Source organism: Streptomyces sp. NPDC059850, from assembly GCF_042731515.1.
In the GTDB taxonomy this organism is placed as follows: Bacteria; Actinomycetota; Actinomycetes; order Streptomycetales; family Streptomycetaceae; genus Streptomyces.
On the sequence record NZ_JBHWJI010000001.1, the window covers coordinates 374367 to 398398 of the forward strand.

Annotated in this window: 18 protein-coding genes and 2 tRNA genes; 6 read left to right on the top strand and 14 right to left on the bottom strand. The window is 70.1% G+C overall.

What is annotated here, in order from left to right; translation table 11 throughout:
* The 3 genes from ACFV9T_RS01835 to ACFV9T_RS01845 form a co-directional block, all read right to left on the bottom strand.
* Positions 1 to 1521: a bifunctional folylpolyglutamate synthase/dihydrofolate synthase gene (locus ACFV9T_RS01835; RefSeq protein ID WP_385436103.1), complete on the bottom strand. Its 1521-nt coding sequence runs from the start codon at positions 1519 to 1521 to the stop codon at positions 1 to 3.
* Positions 1522 to 1588: 67 nt separating this feature from the next.
* Entirely contained in the window at positions 1589 to 3052 is a 1464-nt protein-coding gene (locus ACFV9T_RS01840) for a peptidoglycan D,D-transpeptidase FtsI family protein (RefSeq protein ID WP_385436104.1), read from the bottom strand.
* Between the two features lie 201 nt (positions 3053 to 3253).
* A complete protein-coding gene (locus ACFV9T_RS01845; RefSeq protein ID WP_385436105.1) occupies positions 3254 to 5887 on the bottom strand; it encodes a valine--tRNA ligase in 2634 nt (877 codons plus the stop codon).
* A gap of 120 nt (positions 5888 to 6007) precedes the next feature.
* On the opposite strand from ACFV9T_RS01845, the gene ACFV9T_RS01850 reads away from it, so the two are divergent.
* The 3 genes from ACFV9T_RS01850 to ACFV9T_RS01860 are packed head-to-tail and all read left to right on the top strand — an operon-like array spanning position 6008 to position 8840.
* On the top strand, positions 6008 to 6940 hold the full coding sequence (locus tag ACFV9T_RS01850) for a hypothetical protein (RefSeq protein WP_385436106.1): 933 nt from the start codon (positions 6008 to 6010) through the stop codon (positions 6938 to 6940).
* A 40-nt stretch (positions 6941 to 6980) separates the two neighbouring features.
* Complete coding sequence (locus ACFV9T_RS01855) at positions 6981 to 7949, top strand: hypothetical protein (RefSeq protein WP_385436107.1); 969 nt, start codon at positions 6981 to 6983, stop codon at positions 7947 to 7949.
* Between the two features lie 60 nt (positions 7950 to 8009).
* A complete protein-coding gene (locus tag ACFV9T_RS01860) occupies positions 8010 to 8840 on the top strand; it encodes a hypothetical protein (protein WP_385436108.1) in 831 nt (276 codons plus the stop codon).
* Positions 8841 to 8917: 77 nt separating this feature from the next.
* On the opposite strand, the gene clpX is transcribed toward ACFV9T_RS01860, so the two are convergent.
* The 5 genes from clpX to ACFV9T_RS01885 all read right to left on the bottom strand — a co-directional run bounded on the left by clpX (position 8918) and on the right by ACFV9T_RS01885 (position 13723).
* Positions 8918 to 10204, bottom strand: coding sequence for an ATP-dependent Clp protease ATP-binding subunit ClpX (clpX, locus tag ACFV9T_RS01865; RefSeq protein WP_358617682.1), 1287 nt, complete (start codon positions 10202 to 10204; stop codon positions 8918 to 8920).
* Positions 10205 to 10386: 182 nt separating this feature from the next.
* The gene (locus tag ACFV9T_RS01870; protein WP_039941924.1) at positions 10387 to 11043 is read right to left on the bottom strand and encodes an ATP-dependent Clp protease proteolytic subunit; all 657 of its coding nucleotides are present in this window, start codon (positions 11041 to 11043) and stop codon (positions 10387 to 10389) included.
* 61 nt (positions 11044 to 11104) lie between these two features.
* Positions 11105 to 11719 carry an ATP-dependent Clp protease proteolytic subunit gene (locus tag ACFV9T_RS01875; RefSeq protein WP_385436109.1) on the bottom strand — a complete coding sequence of 205 codons (615 nt, stop codon included), beginning with the start codon at positions 11717 to 11719 and terminating at the stop codon, positions 11105 to 11107.
* A gap of 327 nt (positions 11720 to 12046) precedes the next feature.
* Positions 12047 to 13492 carry a trigger factor gene (gene tig / locus ACFV9T_RS01880; protein WP_385436110.1) on the bottom strand — a complete coding sequence of 482 codons (1446 nt, stop codon included), beginning with the start codon at positions 13490 to 13492 and terminating at the stop codon, positions 12047 to 12049.
* Between the two features lie 154 nt (positions 13493 to 13646).
* Positions 13647 to 13723: transfer RNA gene (locus ACFV9T_RS01885), tRNA-Pro, on the bottom strand.
* Positions 13724 to 13868: 145 nt separating this feature from the next.
* On the opposite strand from ACFV9T_RS01885, the gene ACFV9T_RS01890 reads away from it, so the two are divergent.
* Positions 13869 to 13942: transfer RNA gene (locus ACFV9T_RS01890), tRNA-Gly, on the top strand.
* Between the two features lie 105 nt (positions 13943 to 14047).
* Here the strand turns inward: ACFV9T_RS01890 and ACFV9T_RS01895 are convergent.
* Entirely contained in the window at positions 14048 to 14242 is a 195-nt protein-coding gene (locus ACFV9T_RS01895) for a hypothetical protein (RefSeq protein ID WP_063734160.1), read from the bottom strand.
* Positions 14243 to 14805: 563 nt separating this feature from the next.
* Here ACFV9T_RS01895 and ACFV9T_RS01900 point away from each other — a divergent pair.
* Positions 14806 to 15987, top strand: coding sequence for an acyltransferase family protein (locus tag ACFV9T_RS01900; RefSeq protein ID WP_385436111.1), 1182 nt, complete (start codon positions 14806 to 14808; stop codon positions 15985 to 15987).
* Between the two features lie 63 nt (positions 15988 to 16050).
* Here the strand turns inward: ACFV9T_RS01900 and ACFV9T_RS01905 are convergent, their stop codons facing one another.
* The 5 genes from ACFV9T_RS01905 to ACFV9T_RS01925 all read right to left on the bottom strand — a co-directional run bounded on the left by ACFV9T_RS01905 (position 16051) and on the right by ACFV9T_RS01925 (position 22269).
* A complete protein-coding gene (locus ACFV9T_RS01905) occupies positions 16051 to 18597 on the bottom strand; it encodes an ABC transporter permease (RefSeq protein ID WP_385436112.1) in 2547 nt (848 codons plus the stop codon).
* Positions 18594 to 19412, bottom strand: coding sequence for an ABC transporter ATP-binding protein (locus ACFV9T_RS01910; RefSeq protein WP_385436113.1), 819 nt, complete (start codon positions 19410 to 19412; stop codon positions 18594 to 18596). Before ACFV9T_RS01910 ends, ACFV9T_RS01905 begins: the two co-directional genes overlap by 4 nt.
* 128 nt (positions 19413 to 19540) lie before the next feature.
* Complete coding sequence (locus tag ACFV9T_RS01915) at positions 19541 to 20686, bottom strand: PP2C family protein-serine/threonine phosphatase (RefSeq protein ID WP_385436114.1); 1146 nt, start codon at positions 20684 to 20686, stop codon at positions 19541 to 19543.
* Positions 20687 to 20971: 285 nt separating this feature from the next.
* The gene (locus tag ACFV9T_RS01920; RefSeq protein ID WP_385436115.1) at positions 20972 to 21781 is read right to left on the bottom strand and encodes an Fpg/Nei family DNA glycosylase; all 810 of its coding nucleotides are present in this window, start codon (positions 21779 to 21781) and stop codon (positions 20972 to 20974) included.
* Positions 21781 to 22269 carry a ribose-5-phosphate isomerase gene (locus ACFV9T_RS01925; RefSeq protein ID WP_385436116.1) on the bottom strand — a complete coding sequence of 163 codons (489 nt, stop codon included), beginning with the start codon at positions 22267 to 22269 and terminating at the stop codon, positions 21781 to 21783. The genes ACFV9T_RS01920 and ACFV9T_RS01925 overlap by 1 nt, the downstream gene beginning before the upstream one ends.
* Positions 22270 to 22452: 183 nt before the next feature.
* On the opposite strand from ACFV9T_RS01925, the gene ACFV9T_RS01930 reads away from it, so the two are divergent.
* The gene (locus ACFV9T_RS01930) at positions 22453 to 23880 is read left to right on the top strand and encodes an amino acid permease (protein ID WP_385436117.1); all 1428 of its coding nucleotides are present in this window, start codon (positions 22453 to 22455) and stop codon (positions 23878 to 23880) included.
* The last annotated feature ends 152 nt before the right edge of the window (positions 23881 to 24032 follow it).

Here is a 24032-nt window from a genome sequence, read left to right on the forward strand (position 1 = left end):
TCAGCCCTTTCCCAGAAGCAGCCGGGCCTCGCCGACCGTGATGACCGACCCGGTGACCAGCACCCCCGCACCAGCGTATTCGCCCTCCTCCTCGGCGAGGGTGATCGCGGCCTCCAGGGCGTCGTCCAGCCGGGGCTCGACCTGCACCCGCTCGGAGCCGAACACCTCGACGGCGAGCCCGGCCAACTCATCGGCGTCCATCGCGCGATGGCTGGAATTACGGGTCACCACGATTTCGGCGAAAATCGGCTCAAAGGCTTCCAATAGCCCACGAACGTCCTTGCCGTCGCTGGCCCCGACCACACCGATCAGCCGACTGAAGTCGAACGCCTCGGTGACCGCCTCGGCCGCCGCCCGGGCGCCGCCGGGGTTGTGCGCGGCGTCCAGCACCACGGTCGGACTGCGGCGCACCACCTCCATCCGGCCCGGGGAGCTGACGGAGGCGAACGCGGAGCGGATGGTGTCCAGGTCGAGCGGCCGGGCGTGCTGGGAGCCGACGCCGAAGAACGCCTCGACGGCCGAGAGCGCCACCGCCGCGTTGTGCGCCTGGTGGGCGCCGTGCAGCGGGAGGAAGATCTCGGGGTACTCACCGCCGAGGCCGCGCAGCGTCAGCAGCTGGCCGCCGACCGCCACCTCGCGGGAGACCACCCCGAACTCCATGCCCTCGCGGGCCACCGTGGCATCCACCTCGACGGCGCGCTTGAGCACCACGGACGCGGCCTCCACGGGCTGCTGCGCGAGCACCACCGTGGCGTCCTGCTTCACTATCCCGGACTTCTCGGCCGCGATCTCCGCCGGAGTGGTGCCGAGCCGGTCGGTGTGGTCCAGGGAGATCGGCATGATCACCGCGACGTCCGCGTCGATCACATTGGTGGCGTCCCAGGTGCCGCCCATGCCGACCTCGACGACCGCGATGTCCACCGGGGCGTCCGCGAAGGCCGCGTACGCCATGCCGGTGAGCACCTCGAAGAACGACAGCCGGTACTCCTGCCGGTCGTCGACCATCTGGATGTACGGCGCGATGTCCTCGTAGGTCTCGATGAAGCGCTCGGCCGAGATCGGCGCCCCGTCCAGGCTGATCCGCTCGGTGACGGACTGCACGTGCGGGCTCGTGTAGCGGCCGGTGCGCAGCTCGAAGGAGCCCAGCAGCGCTTCGATCATGCGGGCCGTGCTGGTCTTGCCGTTCGTCCCGGTGATGTGGATCGAGGGATAGGCGCGGTGCGGCGAACCGAGGATGTCCAGCAGGGCCTCGACGCGCACCAGCGAGGGGTCGAGCTTGGTCTCGCCCCACCGCGTGGCCAGCTCCTCCTCCACCTCGCGCAGCCTGCGGTCCACCTCGGGATCGGAGGGCCGGGCCGGAATGCCGTCGCCCTCCGGCGGACCCGACTGCGCGCGCAGCGTCCGGCTGCCGGCCTCGATCACCGCCAGATCGGGGTCACGGTCCGTCTCGGCTCCGACGATGTCATCGAAATCATCGGGTTCGTTCTGTTCGTCCGGTTCGTTCTGGGGGCGCTCGCTCACGGAAGCCAGTCTACGAGCCGCCCCTGGCAGGACGCGGAAGCGCCCATGCGGTCCCGGGAGGGAGCCCTCAGGACGCCGCCCCGCTCTTCACCGCGGCGGACATCATCGACTTGGCGATCGGCCCGGCCAGGCCGCCGCCGGAGATGTCCGCGCGCGGGGCGTCGCTGTCCTCGACCACCACCGCGACCGCGATCTTGTGGCCGCTGCCGTCATCCGCGTAACTCACGAACCACGCGAACGGATTACCGCTGTTGTTCTCGCCGTGCTGCGCGGTGCCGGTCTTGCCGCCGACCTGCATCCCGGGTATCCGCGCGTTGGTGCCCGTGCCCTTCTCCACGACCGTCCGCATCGCCGACCGCAGCTCCTCCGCCGTGGACTTCGACATCGCCTGGGTGAAGGTCTCCGGGTCGGTCTGGTCCAGCGCGGTCGCGTTGCCGTCCGTCGTGCGGTCCACCTCGTACGGCTTCATCAGCTTGCCGTCGTCCGCGATGGCCGAGGTGACCATCGCCATCTGCAGCGGCGTCGCGGTCACGTCGAACTGGCCCATGCCCGTCAGCGCCGTCTGGGACTTGTCCATCCCGCTCGGATACACGCTCTTCGCGGCGCGCACCGGGATGTCCAGCTTGGAGTCGTCGAAGCCCAGCTTCTTGGCCTCGTCCCCCAGCTTGTCCTCGCCCAGGTCCACGGCCAGCTTCGCGAAGACCGTATTGCACGAGTACTGCAAGGCCGTGCGGATCGTCGCGTTCTTACAGGGCGCCGACGCGTTCTCGTTCTTCATGTCGGTGACCGTGCCCGGCAGCCGGTACGGGTCCGGGCTCTTGGTCGGCTCGTCCACCGACGGATACAGCCCGTCCTCCAGGGCGGCCGCCGCGACCACCAGCTTGAAGGCCGACCCCGGCGGATACGTCTGACGCAGCGCCCGGTTCAGCATCGGCTGATCCTTGTCCTTGGTCAGCTTCAGCCACTCCTTCTGGTCCGAGGTGTCGGACCCGGCGAAGGCGGCCGGGTTGTACGAAGGCGTGCTGGCCAGGGCGCGCACCGCGCCGGTCTCCGGGTCGATCGCCACGGCCGCGCCGGTGTTGTTCCCCAGCCCCTTGTACGCGGCCTTCTGCACGGCCGGGTCGATCGTGGTCATCACGTCGCCCGGCTTGGACGGCTCCCGGGTCAGCGCCTCAAGGGGGTTCTTCAGCCGGGAGTCGGATCCGTCGAGCACCGACCGGTCCAGGGCCTCCAGCTGGTTGCTGCCGTACGACTGCGAGGCATAGCCGGTGACCGGGGCGTAGACCTTCCCATCGTGGTAGGTCCGCTTGAACTTCAGATCGCCGGAGGTGGCGGTGGAGCCGGTGATGGGCTTCCCACCGGCCATGATGTTGCCCAGCGGGTTGGCGTACTGGCTGATGGACGTCCGCTGGTTGTGGGAGTCGTCCCGGAAGCCGGGGCCCTCCACCACCTGGACATAGGTGACCCAGCCGAGCAGGGCCAGCACCAGCAGCAGGGAGAAGACCGAGGCGCGCCGCAGCGGTTTGTTCATGGGAGGGGGGAACTCCTTCCGGGACGTACGGGTGGATAACTCCCGGACGGCGACCATGGGTTCCCGGCCAGGCGCACGGATGGCCTCCCGCGGGCCCACTGTGGGACATCGCACACCGGACCGGGGCACTCCGGGAAGCACGGAGCGCCCCCGCCGGGAAGGGCGGGAGCGCTCGGTACCAGCCCAGGGTCAGCCCTGGGGTCAGGCCTGGGGCAGGGACGCCAACTGCGCGGTGATCCTGGCGATGTCGGCCTCGGCGGTCGACTGCCGGGCCCGGATCTTCTCCACCACGTGGTCGGGCGCCTTGGCCAGGAACCCGTCGTTGGACAGCTTGGCCGTGGTCTGCGCCTTGTCCTTCTCGGCCGCGGCGAGGTCCTTGGCCAGCCGCTTGCGCTCGGCCTCGACGTCGATCGCGCCGGACAGGTCCAGGGCCACGGTCGCGCCCGCCACCGGCAGCGAGGCGGTGGCGGTGAAGTCGTCCCCGGCGGGCTGGAGGCGCAGCAGGGAGCGCATCGCGTCCTCGTGCGCCGCGAGCGACGTACCGGACAGTTCGAGCCGGGCCGGAACCTTCTGGCCGGGCTGGAGGCCCTGGTCGGCGCGGAACCGGCGGACCTCGGTGACCACCTGCTGAAGGTTCTCGATCTCCCGCTCGGCCGCCTCGTCGCGGAAGCCGCTGTCCTTCGGCCAGTCGGCGATGACGACCGACTCCTGGCCGGTGAGCGCGGTCCACAGCTTCTCGGTGACGAACGGGACCACGGGGTGCAGCAGCCGCAGCGTGACGTCCAGGACCTCACCGAGGACGCGCCGCGAGGCGTCGGCCTCCGGGCCGCCCTTCTGGAAGGTGGTCTTGGACAGCTCGACGTACCAGTCGAAGACCTCGTCCCACGCGAAGTGGAAGAGCGTGTCCGAGAGCTTCGCGAACTGGTAGTCGTCGTAGAACGCGTCGACGTCCGCGACGACCTCGTTGAGCCGGGACAGGATCCAGCGGTCGGTGGCCGACTGCCGCTCGGGGGCGGGCAGTTCACCCTCGACCGTCGCGCCGTTCATCAGCGCGAAGCGGGTCGCGTTCCAGATCTTGTTGGCGAAGTTACGGGACGCCTGGACCCAGTCCTCGCCGATCGGCACGTCCACCCCGGGGTTGGCACCGCGGGCGAGGGTGAAGCGGACGGCGTCGGAGCCGTAGGCGTCCATCCAGTCCAGCGGATTGACCGCGTTCCCGAAGGACTTGGACATCTTCTTGCCGAACTGGTCGCGGACCATCCCGTGCAGGGCGATGGTGTGGAACGGCGGGGTGCCGTCCATCGCGTACAGGCCGAACATCATCATCCGGGCGACCCAGAAGAAGAGGATGTCGTAGCCGGTGACCAGCACCGAGTTCGGATAGAACTTCGCCAGGCTGTCGGTCTGCTCCGGCCAGCCCAGCGTGGAGAACGGCCACAGGCCGGAGGAGAACCAGGTGTCCAGGACATCGCTGTCCTGGCGCCAGCCCTCGCCGCCCGGAGGCTCCTCGTCCGGTCCGACGCAGACGACCTCGCCGTTCGGCCCGTACCAGACCGGGATCCGGTGGCCCCACCACAGCTGGCGCGAGATGCACCAGTCGTGGAGGTTGTCGACCCAGTCGAAGTAGCGCTTCGACATGTCCTCGGGGTGGATCTTGACCCGGCCGTCGCGGACGGCGTCGCCCGCCTCCTTGGCCAGCGGGCCGACCTTGACCCACCACTGCATGGACAGCCGCGGCTCGATCGTGGTCTTGCAGCGCGAGCAGTGGCCCACGGAGTGGGTGTACGGGCGCTTCTCGGCCACGATCCGGCCCTCGGCGCGCAGCGCGCCGACGATGGCGCTGCGCGCCTCCAGCCGGTCCAGGCCCTGGAAGGGGCCGTGCGCGGTGATGATCGCGTGCTCGTCCATGACGGCGAGGTTCGGCAGGCCGTGGCGCTGCCCGATCTCGAAGTCGTTCGGGTCGTGGGCCGGGGTGACCTTGACCGCGCCGGTGCCGAACTCCGGGTCGACGTGCTCGTCGGCGACGACCGGGATACGGCGGCCGGTGAGCGGCAGCTCGATCTCGGTGCCGACCAGGTGCCGGTAGCGCTCGTCGTCGGGGTGGACGGCGACCGCGGTGTCGCCGAGCATCGTCTCGGCGCGGGTCGTGGCGACGACGATCGAGTCGTCGCCCTCGCCGTACCGGATCGAGACCAGCTCGCCGTCGTCGTCCTGGTACTCCACCTCGATGTCGGAGATGGCCGTGAGACAGCGGGGGCACCAATTGATGATGCGCTCGGCGCGGTAGATCAGCTCATCGTCGTAGAGCTTCTTGAAGATGGTCTGGACGGACTTGGACAGCCCGTCGTCCATGGTGAACCGCTCGCGATCCCAGGCGACGCCGTCGCCCAGCCGCCGCATCTGGCCGGAGATCTGCCCGCCGGACTCGTTCTTCCACTGCCACACGCGCTCGATGAACGCCTCGCGGCCCAGGTCGTGCCGGGAGGCGCCCTCCTTGGCCAGCTCGCGCTCGACCACGTTCTGGGTGGCGATACCGGCGTGGTCCATGCCCGGCTGCCACAGCGTCTCGTAGCCCTGCATCCGCTTGCGGCGGGTGAGCGCGTCGATGAGCGTGTGCTCGAAGGCGTGGCCCAGGTGGAGCGATCCGGTCACATTGGGCGGCGGGATGACGATCGTGTACGGCTCTTTGCCGCTCTTGGCGTCCGCCTCGAAGTAACCGCGCTCTACCCAGCGCTCGTACAGCTGCCCCTCTACGTCGGCCGGCGCGTACTGGGTCGGCAGTTCAGGGTGGCTGTTCGGCCCGCTGTCGGGGCGCTGCTGAGAGTTCTCGGTCACCCCCGCAGTCTAAAGGGCGCCCGGACTCCGTTACGAACCCGTTGCGGCCCCGCCGCAACGCCGCCGAGGCGCGTCGGGAAGGATGTTCGGGACCTGTCATGCGCTTCTAGGAGAGGCACGATGAGCTATCAGCAGCCGCCGCCGCAGCCCGGTCCCTACGGGGGACAGCCGGGCCCTCACGGCGCCGGCCAGCCGCCAGTGCCGAATCCGTACGCGCAGCCCGGCGGCTACGGTCACCCGCAGCCGGGACAGCAGCCGGGACAGCAGGGCGGTTACGCGGGCCCCAACCCGTACAGCGGCGGCAGCCCGTACGGCGGCGCCCCGGCCAACCCCTACGGCCAGCAGCCCCCGCAGGCCCCGCAGGGCCCGCAGCAGGGTTTCTACGGCGGCCAGCCGACGCCGCCGCCCGCCGCGCCCGGTGGCCGCGGCAAGGGCCGGACCGTCGGCCTGGCGGTGGGCGCGCTGGTGGTCGTGGGCGCGCTGACGGCGGGGGCGTTCCTGCTGTTCGGCGGCGACAGCGGCCCGTACAAGCTCACGACCCCGAAGACGGTCGCCGAGGAGTACCAGCGCCAGGGCAGCGGCACGGACGACGGCGATCTGTCGGCGGCGGGCAAGAAGGACCTCCAGCAGGTCCCGGTGGTCAAGGACCCGCACCTGGTGGCGGCCGACTACCAGACCGACGGCAAGGAGATGCTGAAGTTCACCGGGGTCTGGGGCGAGGTGACCGACCCGAAGCGGGGCGCGGACCTCGCCCTGGCGGTCATCGTCAAGGCGCTCCAGGACAACGGCACGGCCCAAGCGAGCGGCACGCCCCAGGAGTTCTCGCCGGACGGCTTCGACGGGGACGTCATGAAGTGCCAGTCCCTGAAGTTCACGTCGGATCAGGGATCCATGGAGGCACCCGCCTGCGTCTGGGGCGACAAGAGCACTCTGGGCGTCGCGGTGCTGGCGGACCCGGCGGGGGCCGTTCTCGGCGGCAGCATGTCGCTGAAGGACGCCGCGGGGCTGACCGCCAAGGTGCGCGAGGACGCACGCGTCGAGATCGACAAATAGCCACAACTAGCTCCAACAGCACAACCTAACGAGGGAAAAGATGAGCTACAACCAGCCGGGCCCCTACGGCCAGCAGCCCCAGCAGCCTGGTCCCTACGGACAAGGCGGTGCCGCCGGCCAGCCCGGTTACGGCTACCCGCAGCAGCCGCCCCAGCAGCCCGGCCCGTACGGTCAGCCGCAGCAGCCCGGCTACGGTCACCCGCAGCAGCCCGGCCAGCCGCAGCAGCCGTACGGTCAGCAGCCCTATGGCCAGCAGCCGTACGGCCAGCCGGGCATGCCGGGGCCGTACCAGCCGGGCCCGGGCCAGGACGGCGGCAAGAAGAAGGGCCTGGCGATCGCCATCGGCGCGGTGGTCGTGGTGGCCGCGGTGATCGGCGGCGTCATGGTGTTCAGCGGGGGCGACAGCGGCGGCGACGTCGCCGATGACGGCAAGCGGTACAAGATCACCACCCCGGAGACGGTCGTCACCGAGTACACCAAGCAGGCAGGCAGCGAGGACTCGATGTCCTCCAGCGACACCAGTGACTTCGAGAAGTTCGGCGTGCAGGACCCGAAGGGCACGGGTGCGACCTACCGGGCCGGGTCCGGGATGACCCAGAAGCAGCTGCAGTTCAAGGGCGTCTGGGGCGAGGTGGAGGACCCCGAGGCGGTCGTCGACGGAGCCTTCTCGAAGATCGCGAACGAGGCCACCAAGGACTCGACCGGCAGCAGCGGCGAGAAGGCCGAACTCGTCGGCAGCCCCGAGAAGGTGACTCCCGCCGGGACGGACGACGCCATCGTCAAGTGCCAGAAGGCCAAGATCACCCTTGGTTCCGGCGCCAGCGCGAGTGGCGTGGGCGGCAAGAGCTTCACCGTTCCGATCTGCATGTGGGGCGACCACAGCACAGTCGCCTTCGTGACCTTGACCGACGCCGCCGCCATGCTCTCCGGCGGGGACATGTCGCTCGACCAGGCCGGGGACGTCGTCGCGAAGCTCCGCAAGGACGTCCGCGTCGAGATCCCCAAGTAGCGGCTCCGCGCCGCCCCCGTCCCCGCACCGCCCACCGTCCGGAGGGATACCCCCACACCCATGAGCCACAACCAGCCACCACCGCCGCCCGGTCCCTACGGCGGCGGTCCCTACGGCGGCGGGCCCGGCCCGTACGGGGGCGCGCAGCCCAATCCGTACGCCCAGCCCCCGGGTTACGGCTATCCGCAGGCGCCCCAGCCGGGTTACGGCTATCCGCAGCAGGCGGGGCCCTACGGACAGCCCCCGCAGCCGGGGTACCCGGCGCCGCCCGGACCACCGCCGGGCCGCAATCGCACCAAGATCATCGCGATGTCGGCGGCGGGGCTCGTGGTGGTGGGGGCGATCGTCACCGGTGCGGTGGTGCTGTCGGGCGGGGGCGACAGCGGTCCGGAGGCGATACGGCTCGTCACGCCGAAGACGCTCGACAACGGCACGTACACCCTGGCCAAGGGCACCGACGCGCTGAAGGACGAGGGCACCAGCGTGCAGGACAGCATGCCGAAGGGCGCGACCTCGGTCCTCGGCCAGTACCTGCGCGCCGACGACGAGAACTCGGGGCTCGCGTTCTCCGGCATGTACGGGGAGATCAACGACCCCGACCGGGTCCGGGACGGGATGTTCCGGGGGTTCGAGAACGGCGAGGGCTCCCCGACGGTCGAGCAGAAGCGCGAGACGTTCCGGCCGGAGGGCTCGGACGGCCCCGCCATAGACTGCGAGGTCGTCAAGATGTACGACCGGATCTACGCCCCGGCGTGCGCGTGGGCGGAGGAGACGGACGCGGCGATGGTGCTCGACGTCAACGCGGAGAACACCTCCGCGTCCGACGTCGACATGGAAGCCTTCGCGAAGGTGACCGCGGGCATCTACCAGGACACGCGTAAGCCCGCCTGAGGGCCGCGCAGACGGCCTGAGACGCGAAGAGGGCCCGGGATTCCCCGGGCCCTCTTCGCATGCGCTCTACGCGGCGTTCACGCGCTCTTCTCGTGCCGTTCACCCGGCTCGGTGCCGCGCGAGCGGGGCACCAGCGTCGGGTTGACGTTCGAGTGGACGACGTCCTCGGTGATGACGACGCGGGCCACGTCCTTGCGGGACGGCACCTCGTACATCGCCGACATCAGGACCTCTTCGATGATGGCGCGCAGGCCGCGCGCGCCGGTGCCGCGCAGGATCGCCTGGTCGGCGATGGCCTCCAGGGCGGGCCGGTCGAAGTCCAGCTCCACGCCGTCGAGTTCGAAGAGCCGCTGGTACTGCTTGACGAGCGCGTTCCGCGGCTCGACCAGGATCTGCAGCAGCGCCTCGCGGTCGAGGTTGTGGACGGAGGTGATGACGGGGAGCCGGCCGATGAACTCCGGGATCATCCCGAACTTCACCAGGTCCTCCGGCATGACCTCCTGGAACTGGTCGCTCGCCTCGATCTCGCGCTTGGAGCGGATCGTGGCGCCGAAGCCGATGCCCTTGGCACCGGCCCGCGACTCGATGATCTTCTCCAGACCGGCGAAGGCGCCGCCCACGATGAACAGCACGTTCGTCGTGTCGATCTGGATGAATTCCTGGTGCGGGTGCTTCCGGCCGCCCTGCGGCGGGACGGAGGCGGTGGTGCCCTCAAGGATCTTCAGCAGCGCCTGCTGCACGCCCTCGCCGGAGACGTCACGGGTGATCGAGGGGTTCTCGCTCTTGCGGGCCACCTTGTCGATCTCATCGATGTAGATGATGCCCGTCTCGGCCTTTTTGACGTCGTAGTCGGCGGCCTGGATCAGCTTGAGGAGGATGTTCTCCACGTCCTCGCCGACGTAACCCGCCTCGGTGAGCGCGGTGGCGTCGGCGATGGCGAAGGGAACGTTGAGCATCCGGGCGAGCGTCTGCGCGAGCAGGGTCTTCCCGGAGCCCGTCGGACCGAGCAGCAGGATGTTGGACTTCGCCAACTCGATGCCGTCGTCCTTGCTGTGGCTGCCGTTCTCACCGGCCTGGACCCGCTTGTAGTGGTTGTACACCGCGACGGACAGGGCCTTCTTGGCGGCCTCCTGGCCGACCACATAGCCCTCGAGGAACTCGGAGATCTCACGCGGCTTGGGGAGTTCCTCCCACCGCACTTCCGAGGTCTCGGCCAGCTCTTCCTCGATGATCTCGTTGCAGAGATCGATGCATTCATCGCAGATGTACACACCAGGGCCCGCGATGAGCTTCTTCACCTGCTTCTGGCTCTTCCCGCAGAACGAGCACTTGAGCAGGTCGCCGCCGTCACCGATGCGTGCCACGAGGTGCTTCCCCTTCGCCTTGGATCCGCTTTGCTCCGCGGAACCGGGTGCTTGCGCTGCGAGCTTTCCGCTTGATGTTTCCGGGGCCGGCCCCCAGCCCTCTATGACGGTACCTTGCCGGGCCCCCGGTTCGGGCCCCCCTTGGACCGACTCGGTCCAAGGGGCGCCGGGTGACCCGGGCTTCAGCCCAGGCCGACCGAGGTCTTACGGGTCGAGACGATCTGGTCGACCAGACCGTACTCCAGCGACTCCTCGGCGGTCAGGATCTTGTCCCGCTCGATGTCGTCGCGGATCTTCTCGATCGGCGTGGTGGAGTGCTTGGCCAGCATCTCCTCCAGCTGCGACCGCATCCGGAGGATCTCGTTGGCCGCGATCTCCAGGTCGGAGACCTGGCCCCGGCCGGTCTCGCTGTACGGCTGGTGGATCAGGATACGGGCATTGGGCAGTGCCATCCGCTTGCCGGGGGTACCGGCGGCGAGCAGCACGGCCGCGGCGGACGCCGCCTGGCCCATGCAGACCGTCTGGATATCGGGCTTGACGAACTGCATCGTGTCGTAAATGGCGGTCAGCGCGGTGAACGAGCCGCCGGGCGAGTTGATGTAGACCGAGATGTCGCGGTCCGGGTCCATCGACTCCAGGCACAGGAGCTGCGCCATGACGTCGTTGGCCGAGGCGTCGTCGATCTGGACGCCCAGGAAGATCACGCGCTCTTCGAAGAGCTTCGCGTACGGGTCGTACTCCCGGACACCCTGGGAGGTGCGCTCGACGAAGCGCGGGACGACATAGCGCGATTCGGCCATCGGGCCGTCGTAGAGGCCGCTGCCGGGAAAGTTGTTCATCTGGGTGTTCACCATCCTGTGGCGATCAAAGGGCTGGAGGTCGGCTACGGGACGGCGGGGCTCAGGCCCCGGTGCCGCCCCCGCCCGGAACGCCCGAGGCCGAGGCCATGACGTCGTCGACCAGGCCGTACGCCTTGGCCTCCTCGGCGGAGAACCAGCGGTCGCGGTCGGAGTCGCGGGTGATCTGCTCAACGGTCTGACCGGTGTGGAACGCGGTCAGCTCGGCCATCCGCTTCTTGGTGTGCAGCAGCCGCTCGGCGTGGATCTTGATGTCCGAGGCCGAACCGGCCAGGCCAGCGGACGGCTGGTGGATCAGGATCTCGGCGTTCGGCAGCGCGAACCGCTTGCCGGGGGTGCCCGCGCTCAGCAGGAACTGGCCCATCGAGGCGGCGAGACCCATGGCGATGGTGACGACGTCGTTCGGGATGAACTGCATGGTGTCGTAGATCGCCATGCCCGCCGAGATCGAGCCACCCGGAGAGTTGATGTAGAGGTTGATGTCCTTGTCCGGGTCCGCGGCGAGCAGGAGCAGCTGCGCGGTGATCTTGTTGGCGATTTCGTCGTCGACCGGCTGGCCGAGGAAGATGATCCGCTCACCGAGCAGCCGGTTGTAGACCTGGTCGCCGAGGCCACCGCCGGTCGGCTCGCCGGCGGCGGAAGGCATCGTATTCGTCACGTATCCACCTGCTCGTCTCTGACGGCGACTGGCCGTCTCAGCGTCTTCTTCTGGGCTCGGGACGGGCCGGCCGGTGCGATCCGGCGGGCCTGCGAGACTCCCTGCCCTCGTATCTACGGACCCTAACGCGCTGGTCGGCGGCCGCCATCCCGCATCAGGAACTGTTCGCTCTGAGCGCAGGTTCCACGGCCTCCGCGGACTTCGGGGAAGCGGCCTTCAGGCAAGCGCGCTTCACGGAAGGCGTGCGGAAGACTTCGCGGAACACGAACGGGCCCGGACGCGTGCAGACGTTCGGGCCCGTTCGTACGGGCTGTGGAGCGGCGAGGATCAGCCCTCGGCCTTCTCCTGCGCCTTCTCCTGCTCGGGAGCCTCGGCGGCGGCCTCGGCGGCGTCGGCGGTCTTCTCGTCCGCCTCCACGGCCTCGGTGGCCTCGGTGCCCTCGACCGTCTCGGCGGTCTCGTCCTCGTCGTCCAGGTCGACGGTCTCGCCCTTGTCGTCCACGACCTTGGCGGCCTCGACCACGACCGCGAGCGCCTTGCCGCGCGCGACCTCGCCGACGAGCATCGGCACCTGGCCGCCCTCGACGACCTGCTGGGCGAACTGGTCAGGGCTCATGCCGGAGGACTGCGCACGGCGCATCAGGTGCTCGGTCAGCTCTTCCTGGCCGACGGACAGCTGCTCCTTGTTGACCAGCTCGTCGAGGACGAACTGGGTCCGGATGCCCTTCTCCGCCTGCTCCTTGAGCTCGGCGTCGAACTCCTCGGCGGACTTGCCCTGAAGCTCCAGGTAGGAGTCCAGGTTCAGGCCCATCTGGCCGAGCTGGTGGTGCTCCAGGTTGTGCTTCCGGGTCTGGATCTCGTCCTCGAGCAGCTTCTCGGGGATCGGGACCTCGACCAGCTCCAGGAGGGCTTCGAGCACCTTCTCCTGGGCCTGGGTGGCCTGCTCGTACTTCTTCGACTGCTCCAGGCGCTTGCGGCTGTCCGCGCGCAGCTCCTCGAGGGTGTCGAACTCGCTGGCCAGCTGGGCGAAGTCGTCGTCCAGCTCGGGCAGCTCCCGGGCCTTGACCTCGTTCACCTTGACGGAGACCTCGGCCTCGTTGCCCTGCGCGGAGCCGCCCTTCAGCTCGGAGGTGAAGGTGGCGGTGCCACCGGCCTCCAGGCCGGTCACGGCCTCGTCGATGCCATCGAGCAGCTCACCGGAGCCGATGGTGTAGGTGACGCCCTCGGCGACACCGTCCTCCAGCACCTCGCCGTCGACCTTGGCCTCCAGGTCGATGACGACGATGTCGCCTTCGGCGGCGGCGCGCTCGACGGGGCTGGTGGTGGCGAAGCGGTCGCGCAGCTGCTCGACCGACTTGTCGATGTCCTCGTCCGAGACCTCGACCGAGTCGACGGTGACCTCGATGCCGGAGTAGTCCGGGATCTCGACCGTCGGGCGGATGTCCACCTCGGCGGTGAACGTCAGCAGCTCGTTGTCCTTGAGCTCGGTGATGTCGACCTCGGGCTGTCCGAGCGGGTTCAGCTCACCCTCGTTGACCGCTTCGGTGTAGAACTTCGGGAGGGCGTCGTTGACGGCCTCCTCCAGCACCGCACCGCGGCCGAAACGCTGGTCGATGATGCGCGCCGGGATCTTGCCCTTGCGGAAGCCTGGCACCGTGACCTGCTGGTTGATCTTCTTGTACGCCGCGTCGAGGCTGGGCTTGAGCTCCTCGAAGGGCACCTCGACAGTGAGCCGAACCCGGGTCGGGTTCAGGTTCTCCACGGCGCTCTTCACGGTTCGGTCTCCTTGGGGCTGACGTGTGGTGTTCTGCTGCCTCGCACTGATGCTTCGCAGCGGATCGCGCCCGGTAAAGAAAGACACAGACGCGCAGCTTGCATAGTAACCGCAAGCATGACGCGGCCCACAACGCGATCTTGACGCCTGTGGATGGTCGGGGTGGCCGGATTCGAACCGACGACCTTCCGCTCCCAAAGCGGACGCGCTACCAAGCTGCGCCACACCCCGTCGGTGCGACACGTAGGGTACATGGCCGCGGACGCCCCGGCCCCCCGTTATTCCACCGGTGGGCAAGGGTGTGCGGGAGAGGCCCCGGACCCGCTACGATGCTTCCCGTGCCGCGGCCACAGGTGATCCCACCTGGGCGGCGCGTGCGGGCGTAGCTCAATGGTAGAGCCCCAGTCTTCCAAACTGGCTACGCGGGTTCGATTCCCGTCGCCCGCTCCATGACGTACGACGGCCCGGCCCCGGGGAGATCCCCGGCGCCGGGCCGTCGGCGTATACGGACCAACGGATCAGTCGGCGTATGCGGACCGGTCGAGCGGCGCTCGATCAGAGGTTGATGTCGCTGATGGAGCTGGCGACCGAGTCGAGGAAGTCCTGAATGTTCGGCGCCAGATCGGAAGAGGCCAAGAGGAAGCCGAAGAGGGCGGCGACGAGCGCCGGTCCCGCCTTCATCTTCCCCGCGCGGATCATCAGTACGAGGATGATCCCCACCAGCACCACCAATGACAGGGAAATGACCACAGCTGATCAAGCTCCTCGGTCGCTCATGTCTTCACCCGGCCCCGGAAGCACGCGACCCCGCACACCCCCGCTGGCAACCATCGTGCCATCAACTACCGCTCCACAGCAGCAGGGTGAGGCGACTACCTGCGTCGGTACACACCACACCCACCCGCTTGGTACCCCGCCGGGAATGCGTTACACGGGCGGACACGGGTGACACTCCCCACAATTCCGTGGATCATTTTTCGACCTGATCGCATATCCCGGAAGGGAATTCCGATTTCCATGAATCAGACATTCCACCGGAGGCACCTGAGGGGCATATGCACCATTTAAGGGGGATGAAACCCGACAGACCGGACAGCCTGAGTCCTCATATCGAACATCCGGATCGCTATGTCGACTTGATAACGGTCGGCAATCAGCCGGAGTGTGAACCGTATTACCGGGGAAGACCTGGACGAGGTTTTACGCAATAGAGGTTTCGGCGCTATCGTGCCTCAGATGTTCCACGCTGCCATCTCTCCCCCACGCGCAGTGCGGTCCCGGGTGCTCTCCCCCAGCTCCTGGTGGGAGGGCCTGTGACCAACTCCCTGCGCCCGCACGGTTCCCAGCGGTCCCCGCTCCCTCCGGCCCGGGAGGCCGAGGCCGCAGCGCCCCCCACGCCGCAGCGCGAAGAAGCAGGGCGTCAGGCGACTCCGCCCGCCGCCAGCGCCCCTGCCGGGCAGAAGCCGAAGCAGCGGGACGCGTTCTTCGACAACGCGAAGTACCTCGCGATCGTCCTGGTCGCGATGGCCCACTCGTGGGAGCCGCTCACCGATACGAGCCGCACCGCGGAAGCCCTGTACATGACCGTGTACACCTTCCACATGCCGGCCTTCATCATCATCTCCGGCTTCTTCTCCCGCAGCTTCGACATGCGGGCGGACCGGCTCAAGCGGCTCATCACCGGGGTCGCGGTGCCCTACGTGCTGTTCGAGGTCGCGTACAGCCTCTTCAAGCGCTGGGCCGACGATGACCCGAGCCACCCGATCAGCCTGCTCGACCCCTGGTACCTGACCTGGTTCCTGGTCGCGCTGTTCGTCTGGCGGCTGACGACGCCGATCTGGAAGCTGGTGCGCTGGCCGGTCCCGCTGTCGCTGGCGATCGCCACCCTGGCGTCCGTCTCGCCCGACATCGGCGACGACCTCGACCTCCAGCGGGTCCTGCAGTTCCTGCCGTTCTTCGTCATCGGCCTGTGCATGAAGCCCGAGCACTTCCAGGTGATGCGCGGCCCCAAGATGCGGATGGCGGCCGTGCCGATCTTCGCCGGCGCGCTGCTGTTCGCCTACTGGGCGGCGCCCCGGATGAACTCGGCCTGGTTCTACCACCGCGACAGCGTCCAGGAGCTGCACGCCCCGGCGTGGACCGGCCCGGTGATGACCCTGGCCATGTTCGGCTGCTCGATGGTCCTCGTGGCGTGCTTCTTCGCCTGGGTGCCGCGGCGGAACATGTGGTTCACCGTGCTGGGCGCCGGAACGCTGTACGGCTACCTGCTGCACGGCTTCCTCGCCAAGGGCTCCCGCTTCTGGGGCTGGTTCGACATCGACTGGCTGCACAAGCCGCTGGGTGAGATCACCGTCACCGTCGCCGCCGCCTCCCTCATCACCGTGCTGTGCACCCCGCCGGTGCAGCGCGCCTTCCGCTTCGCGATGGAGCCGAAGATGAAGTGGGCCTTCCGCAAGGACCCCGCCGAGCAGGCCCGTCACCGTACGGCCGCCTGACGGCTCCCACGATCGAGGGGCCGGGACCGTGTACGCACGGTCCCGGCCCTTTTCGCTGTCCGCTCACTCCCCTCCGGGCGTCTCCCGGCGCAGCGCCGCACGGGCGGGCAGGGCGGTCGCCGCGAGCCCGAGCGCCACGGCCGCGCCCACGAACCCGGCGTAGGTCAGGGGCGGGAGGTACGGGCTCCCGCCGGTCAGGCCGCGCACCATCGGTACGAGCGTGGCCAGGGCGATCGCCGTGCCCAGCGCGACCCCGGCCATGATCACCAGCAGTGCCTCCCAGCGCACCATCTCCAGCACCTGCCGCCGGGTCGAGCCGATCAGGCGCAGGGTGCCCAGCTCCCGGCGGCGGTCGAGGACCGTCATCACCAGGGTGTTGGCGGCGGCGACCGCGGCGAAGCCGCCGAGCACCGAGGCCATGGTGCTGTTGGACCAGGCGTTGAGGGCGCGGTCCCGGTCCTGGGCGGCCGCGTAGCCGTCCCGGCCGGTGACCTGCTCGCCGAGCCGCTTCCCGAGCGCCGCCGCGACGGTGCCGTGGTGCGCGCCCGCGTCGTCCCGTACCAGTACGTCCGCGTCGAAGGCCGACGTGACGTGGGGTGCCAGGGCCGTGCGGTCGAGGGTGACCTGGGCGATGCCCAGGCCCCGGCCGTACGTCGCGACCACCTCGGGGGCGGCCCTGGTCCCGTCCGGGAGGCGGAGCCGGAGCCGGTCGCCCACGCGGACGTGCGCGGACTTCGCGAGGTTCGCGTCGACCGCGACCCGGCCAGGACCACCCAGGTCCGCCAGGCGGCCGGTACGGACGTCCAGGTCCTGTACGGCGGCCAGCGCGCGGCCGGTGCCGGAGACGCCCTGGGCCGTCGCGCCCTGCAGGGCGGAGCCCATCGGCACGAGCACCCCGGTGCGCAGCACGCCCACCGCCGCCGCGACGCCCGGCACGGAGGCGGCGCGGTCGGCCGTGTCGGCCGGGAGGCCGCCGGGTGCGGAGATGACCTGGTCGGCGAGGATCCCTTCGCGCCGCTGCGCGGCCATCGCGTGGTCCTCGCTGGTGTGCATGAACACCAGCGTCGAGGAGAACGCCATGGCCAGCACGATCGGGGTGATCGCGGAGGCCAGCGGTCGGGCGTTGGCCAGGGTGTTGGCCGACGCCAGGACGGCCGGGGCCCGGCCCGTGCGCAGCGGCAGCCCGATCAGCCAGGCGCACAGCCGGGCGATCAGCGGGCCGAGCAGGGCCACGGCCAGCATGAAGAGCATCACGATCCCGAGCGCGGTGTTGGCCGCGTCCTCGCCGGAGGTCGAGGCGGCGACTCCGGACAGCACGAAGCCGCCGACCAGGGCCGACACGCCCAGCAGGGTACGGATCACCCCGGGGCGCAGCCGCTCGACGGCCGCCTCGCCGAGCGCCTGGCCGGGCTTGATCCGCGCCGGGCGGCGGGCGGCCATCAGGCCCGCCAGAAGCGAGGTGACCAGGCCCGCGCCGACGGCGGAGACCAGCGGAACCCAGGAGACCGCCAGCTCCACGGGGGCGGGGATCGCGCCCTTGTCCTTGAGCTGTCCGAACCACCAGTGCGCGAGGGCGATCCCGGGCAGGCAGCCGAGGGCGCCCGCGAGCGGGGCGACGAGCAGCGCCTCGGCCGCGATGGAGCGGCGGATCTGGCGCGGGGTGGCGCCGATCGCGCGCAGCAGGGCGACCTCGCGGGTGCGCTGGCCGACGGAGAGGGCGACGGTGCCCGCGGCGGTGAAGACGGCGACGGCGGTGGCGATCCCGCCGAAGGAGCCGCCGAGAGCGGTGAGCAGTTCCCTGGCCCCCGCGATCGAGCTGTCCTCGACCGCGCCGCGACCTTCGCCGGTGTGCACGCGCACGGAGGTGGCGTGCGGGGTCTTGCCGTGCGCCTCCTTTCCGCACGCGGCTTTCAGTCGTGCCGCCAGGTCGTCCGGGCTGGTGCCGGGGGCGGGGCGGACGAGGATGGCGTCGACCGTACGGGGGTGGCCGGACAGGGCGCGGGCCCGGGCGTCGGCGAACCAGGCCGTGGGCCCGCCCTCGGTGCTCCGGGCGGTGCCGGACACCCGGAAGGTGTGCCGACCGTCCGGGGCGGTCACCGTGACGCGGCCGCCTACCCCGGTGCCCGCCGCGCGGGCGGTTCCCTCGTCGAGCACGACCTCGCCCGCCGCCCGTGGCGGTGTGCCGGTGGCGAGTCTCACGCCCGTGAAGGGGGCCGCGCCCCAGCCGTGACCGGTCAGCGGGCCCGTCCCAGTACCACCGGCGCTCAGCGGGAAGGTCGTATCGGATGCGGCGGCGGCCGTTCCGGGGGTGCGGGCGGCGGTGGCGACGAGCGCGGCGTCGAGCCGGGCCCGGTCGGGGAGCGGTTCGGACTCGTCCTCCCGGTCTTCCCCGCTGCCGACGGTGTAGTGCGCGCGCTGGTCCGCGGCGACGACGACCGGGGCGCTCGCGTAGCGCTCGGGCGGTACGGAGGCCCGTACTCCGGTCTCCAGCAGGATGCCGCAGGCGGACACGATCATCGCGGTCATCATCAGGGCGATGAAGGTGCCCGCGAAGGCGGCGGGCTTGAAGCGGACGGAGGCGCGGGCCAGTCCGTTGGTGAACGCCCTCACCGGACGACGGCGAGGGCGGCGGGGGTGCGGGCGGTGAGCCGGGTCATCCGGTCGGCGATCTCATGCGCCGGGGCACGGGTGAGCCGGTCGGCGATCGCCCCATCCGCGAGGAAGAGCACCCGGTCGGCGTAGCTCGCGGCCACCGGGTCGTGGGTGACCATCACCACGGTCGCGCCGAGCGCGTCCACCGCGTGCCGCAGCAGCCCGAGCACCTCGGCGGCGGTGCCCGTGTCCAGGGCACCGGTCGGCTCGTCGGCGAAGACGACGTCGGGGCGGGTGACCAAGGCTCGGGCGATCGCCACGCGCTGCTGTTGGCCCCCGGACAGCTGGCCCGGGCGGCGCCGGGCGTGCTCGTGCAGCCCGACCTGGGCCAGCACCTCCAGGGCCCGGTGGCGATCGGGGCGGGCACCGGCGAGCCGCATCGGGAGCAGCACGTTCTGCTCGACGGTGAGGGAGGGAAGCAGGTTGAAGGCCTGGAAGACGAAGCCGAGGCGGCTGCGGCGCAGCGTGGTGAGCTTGTTCTCACTCAGTCCGGTGATCTCGGTCCCGCCGAGCAGGACGGACCCGGCGGTCGGCCGGTCGAGCCCGGCGGCGCACTGCAGGAACGTCGACTTGCCGGAACCCGAGGGGCCCATGACGGCGGTGAAGCTGCCGTGTGGGAGGGCGAGGCTGATGCCGCGGAGTGCGTGGACGGCGTTGCCGCCGCGGCCGTAGCGGCGCTGGACGCCATGGAGTTCGATGGCGTGGGTGGCAGGGGCGGGGTGCTGGTGCGGTGCCGGTGGCGCCGCTGTCGTACGCCGCTTGCGCAGCCGCATGGTGGTGGCCCTTCTCCGGAGTTCGCCCGATGTCTTTCGAACGCCCTACGAACGTAGGGATCGGGGGTGTACCGGGGCCATGGCGGCCGCCGCCGTACCGAGGTGGGGTTAGCCCCCGGTAAGCGGCTCTACTGGCGGCAGATCAGCAGGAGCGCGCGGTCGTCGTTGACGTCTTTCGCGACCGTCTCGATCAGGTGCCAGGCCGCGCCCTGGAAGCCGGAGGAGACATAGCGGTCGGCCTCGCCCGTCAGGTGGTCGATGCCCTCGCTGATGTCGCGGTCGGCGGTCTCGACGAGGCCGTCGGTGAACAGCATCAGTACGTCCCCGGGGCGCAGGGTGCCCTTGGTGGGGTCGAACTGGGCGCCGTCGTAGACGCCCAGCAGCGGGCCGTCGGCGGACTTCTCCTCCCATTTGCCGGTGCCCGCGCTGAGCTGGAGCGCGGGTAGATGACCGGCGGAGAACAGCTCGAAGTCGCCGCTGTCGAGGTCGAGTACGAGATGGACGGAGGTCGCGAAGCCCTCTTCCCAGTCCTGGCGCAGGAGATAGCCGTTGGCGGCCGGGAGGAAGCCGTGCGGGGGCAGCGAGCCGAGGAGGCCGCCGAAGGCGCCGGAGAGCAGGAGGGCGCGGGAGGCCGCGTCCATGCCCTTGCCGGAGACGTCGGTGAGGACGACTTCGAGGGTGCGGCCGCCGCTGCCGGTGCGGGCGGCGACCACGAAGTCGCCGGAGAAGGACTGGCCGCCGGCCGGGCGCAGCGCCATCTCGCGGTGCCAGCCGCGCGGCAGGGCGGGCAGCTTGCTCTGGACGCGGATGCGTTCGCGCAGGTCGAAGAGCATGGTGCCGCCGCGCCGCCAGGGCACGCCGACCCGGCTGCGGAACTGGGCGATGAGCAGCCCGAAGAAGCCGACCGCGGCGACCACGAGGATGGTGCCTGGGGTGACCCGGGCGGAGGTGTCCTCCTCGGTGTACGGGCCGAGGACGGCGGACTCCACGATGAGCGCGGAGGCGGCAGCCGCGTACAGGCCGAGCAGGCTGGCGGGGCGCAGCAGCAGTCCGCCCGCGACGATCGGCAGGACGAGGGCGGAGGGGGCGCACCAGTCGGGGGTGGCGATGGTGCCGCAGGCGATGGCGGGAACGGCGAGGAGCAGCAGGGCGAGGGCGAGCCGGTCGGAGCCCTCGCCGCGGAAGTAGTCGACTCCGGCTTTGCGCACGCCTGTGCGAGCCCGGTGCAGAGCTTTGCGCATCCGGGCCAACGGAGTGTCCGCGCCGCCAGTCATTGCATCGGGACCCTACCCACCCGTTCGGACGCGCGTCGATTCGTGGCGCGTTGAACCACCCAGCCAGGGGGGCAATCGTAAGCGATATTCGTTCGCACGTACGGGAAACCGCTGCTGGGGATGGGGATATGAGCGCGGAGCGGGGGGTGCCCGATCGGCTGTTTGGGATGATTGGTACGGAAAGCTGGTACTCGCAGCCGGTGTCGTACCCCGAACGCGGGAGAAAACCGCGCTCCGGCGGGAGTTGACCGAATGCGAGCGCTCGATGGCCTCAAGAGGTGTCGGCTACGCCCGCTGGCAGCCGGGGCACCAGAAGAGGTTCCGGGCGGCGAGCCCGGCGGTGCGGATCTCTTGGCCGCAGATGTGGCAGGGCTGTCCGGCCCGGCGGTAGACGTAGACCTCGCCGCCGTGGTCGTCCACGCGCGGCGGGCGGCCCATGGCCTCGGGGGTGTGCTCGGGGCGGACCGTGTCGATCCGGTTGTTCCGTACGCCCTCGCGCATCAGCTCCGCGAGGTCGGACCAGATCGCGTCCCATTCGGCGCGGACCAGCCCGCGGCCCGGCCGGTACGGGTCGATGCCGTGCCGGAACAGGACCTCGGCGCGGTAGACGTTGCCGACGCCCGAGACCACCTTCTGGTCCATGAGCAGCGCGGCCACGCTGACCCGGCTGCGGGAGACCCGGGCCCAGGCGTCGCCGCCGTCGTCGCCGGTGCGCAGCGGATCGGGGCCGAGCCGGTCGTGGATGGCCTGCTTCTCGGGCTCGGTGATCAGGGCGCAGGCGGTCGGCCCGCGCAGATCCGCGTACCCGCCGGGGCCCGCCAGCCGCAGCCGCACGGTCTCGGTGGGCGGCGGGGCGGGGGCCGGGCCGAAGGTGTACTTGCCGAACAGCCCGAGGTGGACATGGACCCAGCCGGTGGCCGCGAAGTCCAGGAAGAGGTGCTTGCCGTGCGCCTCGGCGTACTGGAGCGCCTGCCCGTCCACCAGGGCCGCCCCGTCGGCGAACTTGCCCTGGGGGCTGGCGGCCCGCACGGGCCGGCCGCCGAACCGGTCGAGGTGGTCGGCGGCCAGTCGGTGGATCGTGTGCCCTTCGGGCATCAGTCGCCGGCGGGGTGATGGGCCGGGACGGGCGGCAGTTCGCCGGTGGTCTCGTAGTCGGCGAGCATGGCGATGCGGCGGGTGTGGCGCTCCTCGCCCGAGTACGGGGTGCCGAGGAAGATCTCGACGAACTTGGTCGCCTCTTCCCGGGTGTGCATGCGCCCGCCGACGCTGATCACGTTGGCGTCGTTGTGCTCGCGCGCGAGGGCGGCGGTCTGCTCGCTCCAGGCCAGTGCGGCGCGTACGCCCTTGACCTTGTTCGCCGCGATCTGCTCGCCGTTGCCGGAGCCGCCGATCACGATGCCGAGGCTGTCGGCGTCGGCGGCGGTCCGCTCGGCCGCGCGCAGGCAGAACGGCGGGTAGTCGTCCTGGGCGTCGTAGATGTGCGGGCCGCAGTCGACGGGGTCGTGACCGCCCGCCCGGAGCCACTCCACGAGGTGGTTCTTCAGTTCGTAACCGGCATGATCGGAGCCGAGGTACACGCGCATGCCCAGAGTGTGACACGGCTGTGTCTTTCCCGCCGAGGCGGGTAGGCGCTCCGTTGATTCCTCCGCAACACCAAGGAACCTCATGGAAACCTCAAGTAACAATTTGAAATCGAAGGTTCACCTGTTGGTTCTCCTGAGATTCACTGGCGTCGCTCCTCTTCCGGAAGCAAAGGATCGAGCCATATGAGCGCACAACCAGAGACTTCCCCCGACGGCCTCAAGGCCGGACTCAAAAATCGCCATCTGTCCATGATCGCGATTGGCGGTGTGATCGGCGCCGGGCTGTTCGTCGGCTCCAGTGCCGGTATCGCCAAGGCCGGCCCGGGCATTCTCGTGTCCTACGCGCTGGTCGGCCTCATGGTCGTCCTCGTGATGCGCATGCTGGGCGAGATGGCGGCCGCGAATCCGACCTCCGGCTCCTTCTCCGCCTATGCGGACCGGGCGCTCGGCCGCTGGGCGGGCTTCTCGATCGGCTGGCTCTACTGGTTCTTCTGGGTCGTGGTGCTGGCGGTCGAGGCGACCGCCGGTGCCAAGATCCTGGAGGAGTGGTGGCCCGCCGTACCGCAGTGGGGCTGGGCGCTGATCGTGATGGTCGTGCTCACCGCCGCCAACCTGGCCTCGGTCGCTTCCTACGGTGAGTTCGAGTTCTGGTTCGCCGGGATCAAGGTCGTCGCCATCGCCGCCTTCATCGTCATCGGCGGGCTCGCGGTCTTCGGCCTGCTGCCCGGCTCCGAGAACGAGGGCTCGGGGCTGTCCAATCTGACCGCGCACAGCGGCTTCCTGCCCAACGGTCCCGGAGCGATCCTCACCGGCGTGCTGCTGGTGGTCTTCTCCTTCATGGGCAGTGAGATCGTCACCCTGGCCGCCGGTGAGTCCGCCGACCCGCAGCGGGCCGTCTCCAAGGCCACCAACAGCGTGATCTGGCGTATCGCGGTCTTCTACCTGGGCTCGATCTTCGTCGTGGTCACCCTGCTGCCCTGGGACTCCAAGTCGATCACCAAGGACGGCAGTTACGTCGCCGCGCTCGAATCGATCGGCATTCCGCACGCCGGTCAGGTCATGAACGTCATCGTGCTGACCGCCGTGCTCTCCTGTCTCAACTCCGGCCTCTACACCGCCTCCCGGATGGCCTTCTCGCTCGGGCAGCGCGGTGACGCCCCGGCCGCGTTCGCGAAGACCAACGCGCGCGGTGTGCCCCAGGCCGCGATCCTCGGCTCGGTCGTCTTCGGCTTCGTCGCGGTCTGGTTCAACTACCAGTGGCCGGACACGGTCTTCGAGTTCCTGCTGAACTCCTCGGGCGCGGTCGCGCTCTTCGTCTGGCTGGTCATCTGCTTCACCCAGCTGCGGATGCGCGGCATCATCCTGCGCGAGAACCCGGACAAGCTCGTCGTCCGGATGTGGGGCTTCCCGTATCTGACCTGGGCGACCATCGGGATGATCACGTTCGTGCTGCTCTACATGCTCACCGACGACGCCGGTCGCGAGCAGGTGCTGCTGTCCACGCTGGTGGCGGCGCTCGTGGTGGGCTTCGCGCTGATACGGGAACGGATCACCGGGCCCAAGAACGCCGACCCGGCCGAGGCCCCCTCCAAGGAGTCCGTGTCCTCGTAGGCCTCCTGCGCCCCGGACCCACGGATAACGCGTCGGGGGGGGGGGGGGGGGGGCCCGCCCCCCCCCCCCCCGGAGTGTGGGGGGGGGGCCGCCGGGGGCCCCCCCCCGCCACGCCGGGGGGCGCGCGGCCCCCCCCCCCCCCCCCCCAACAC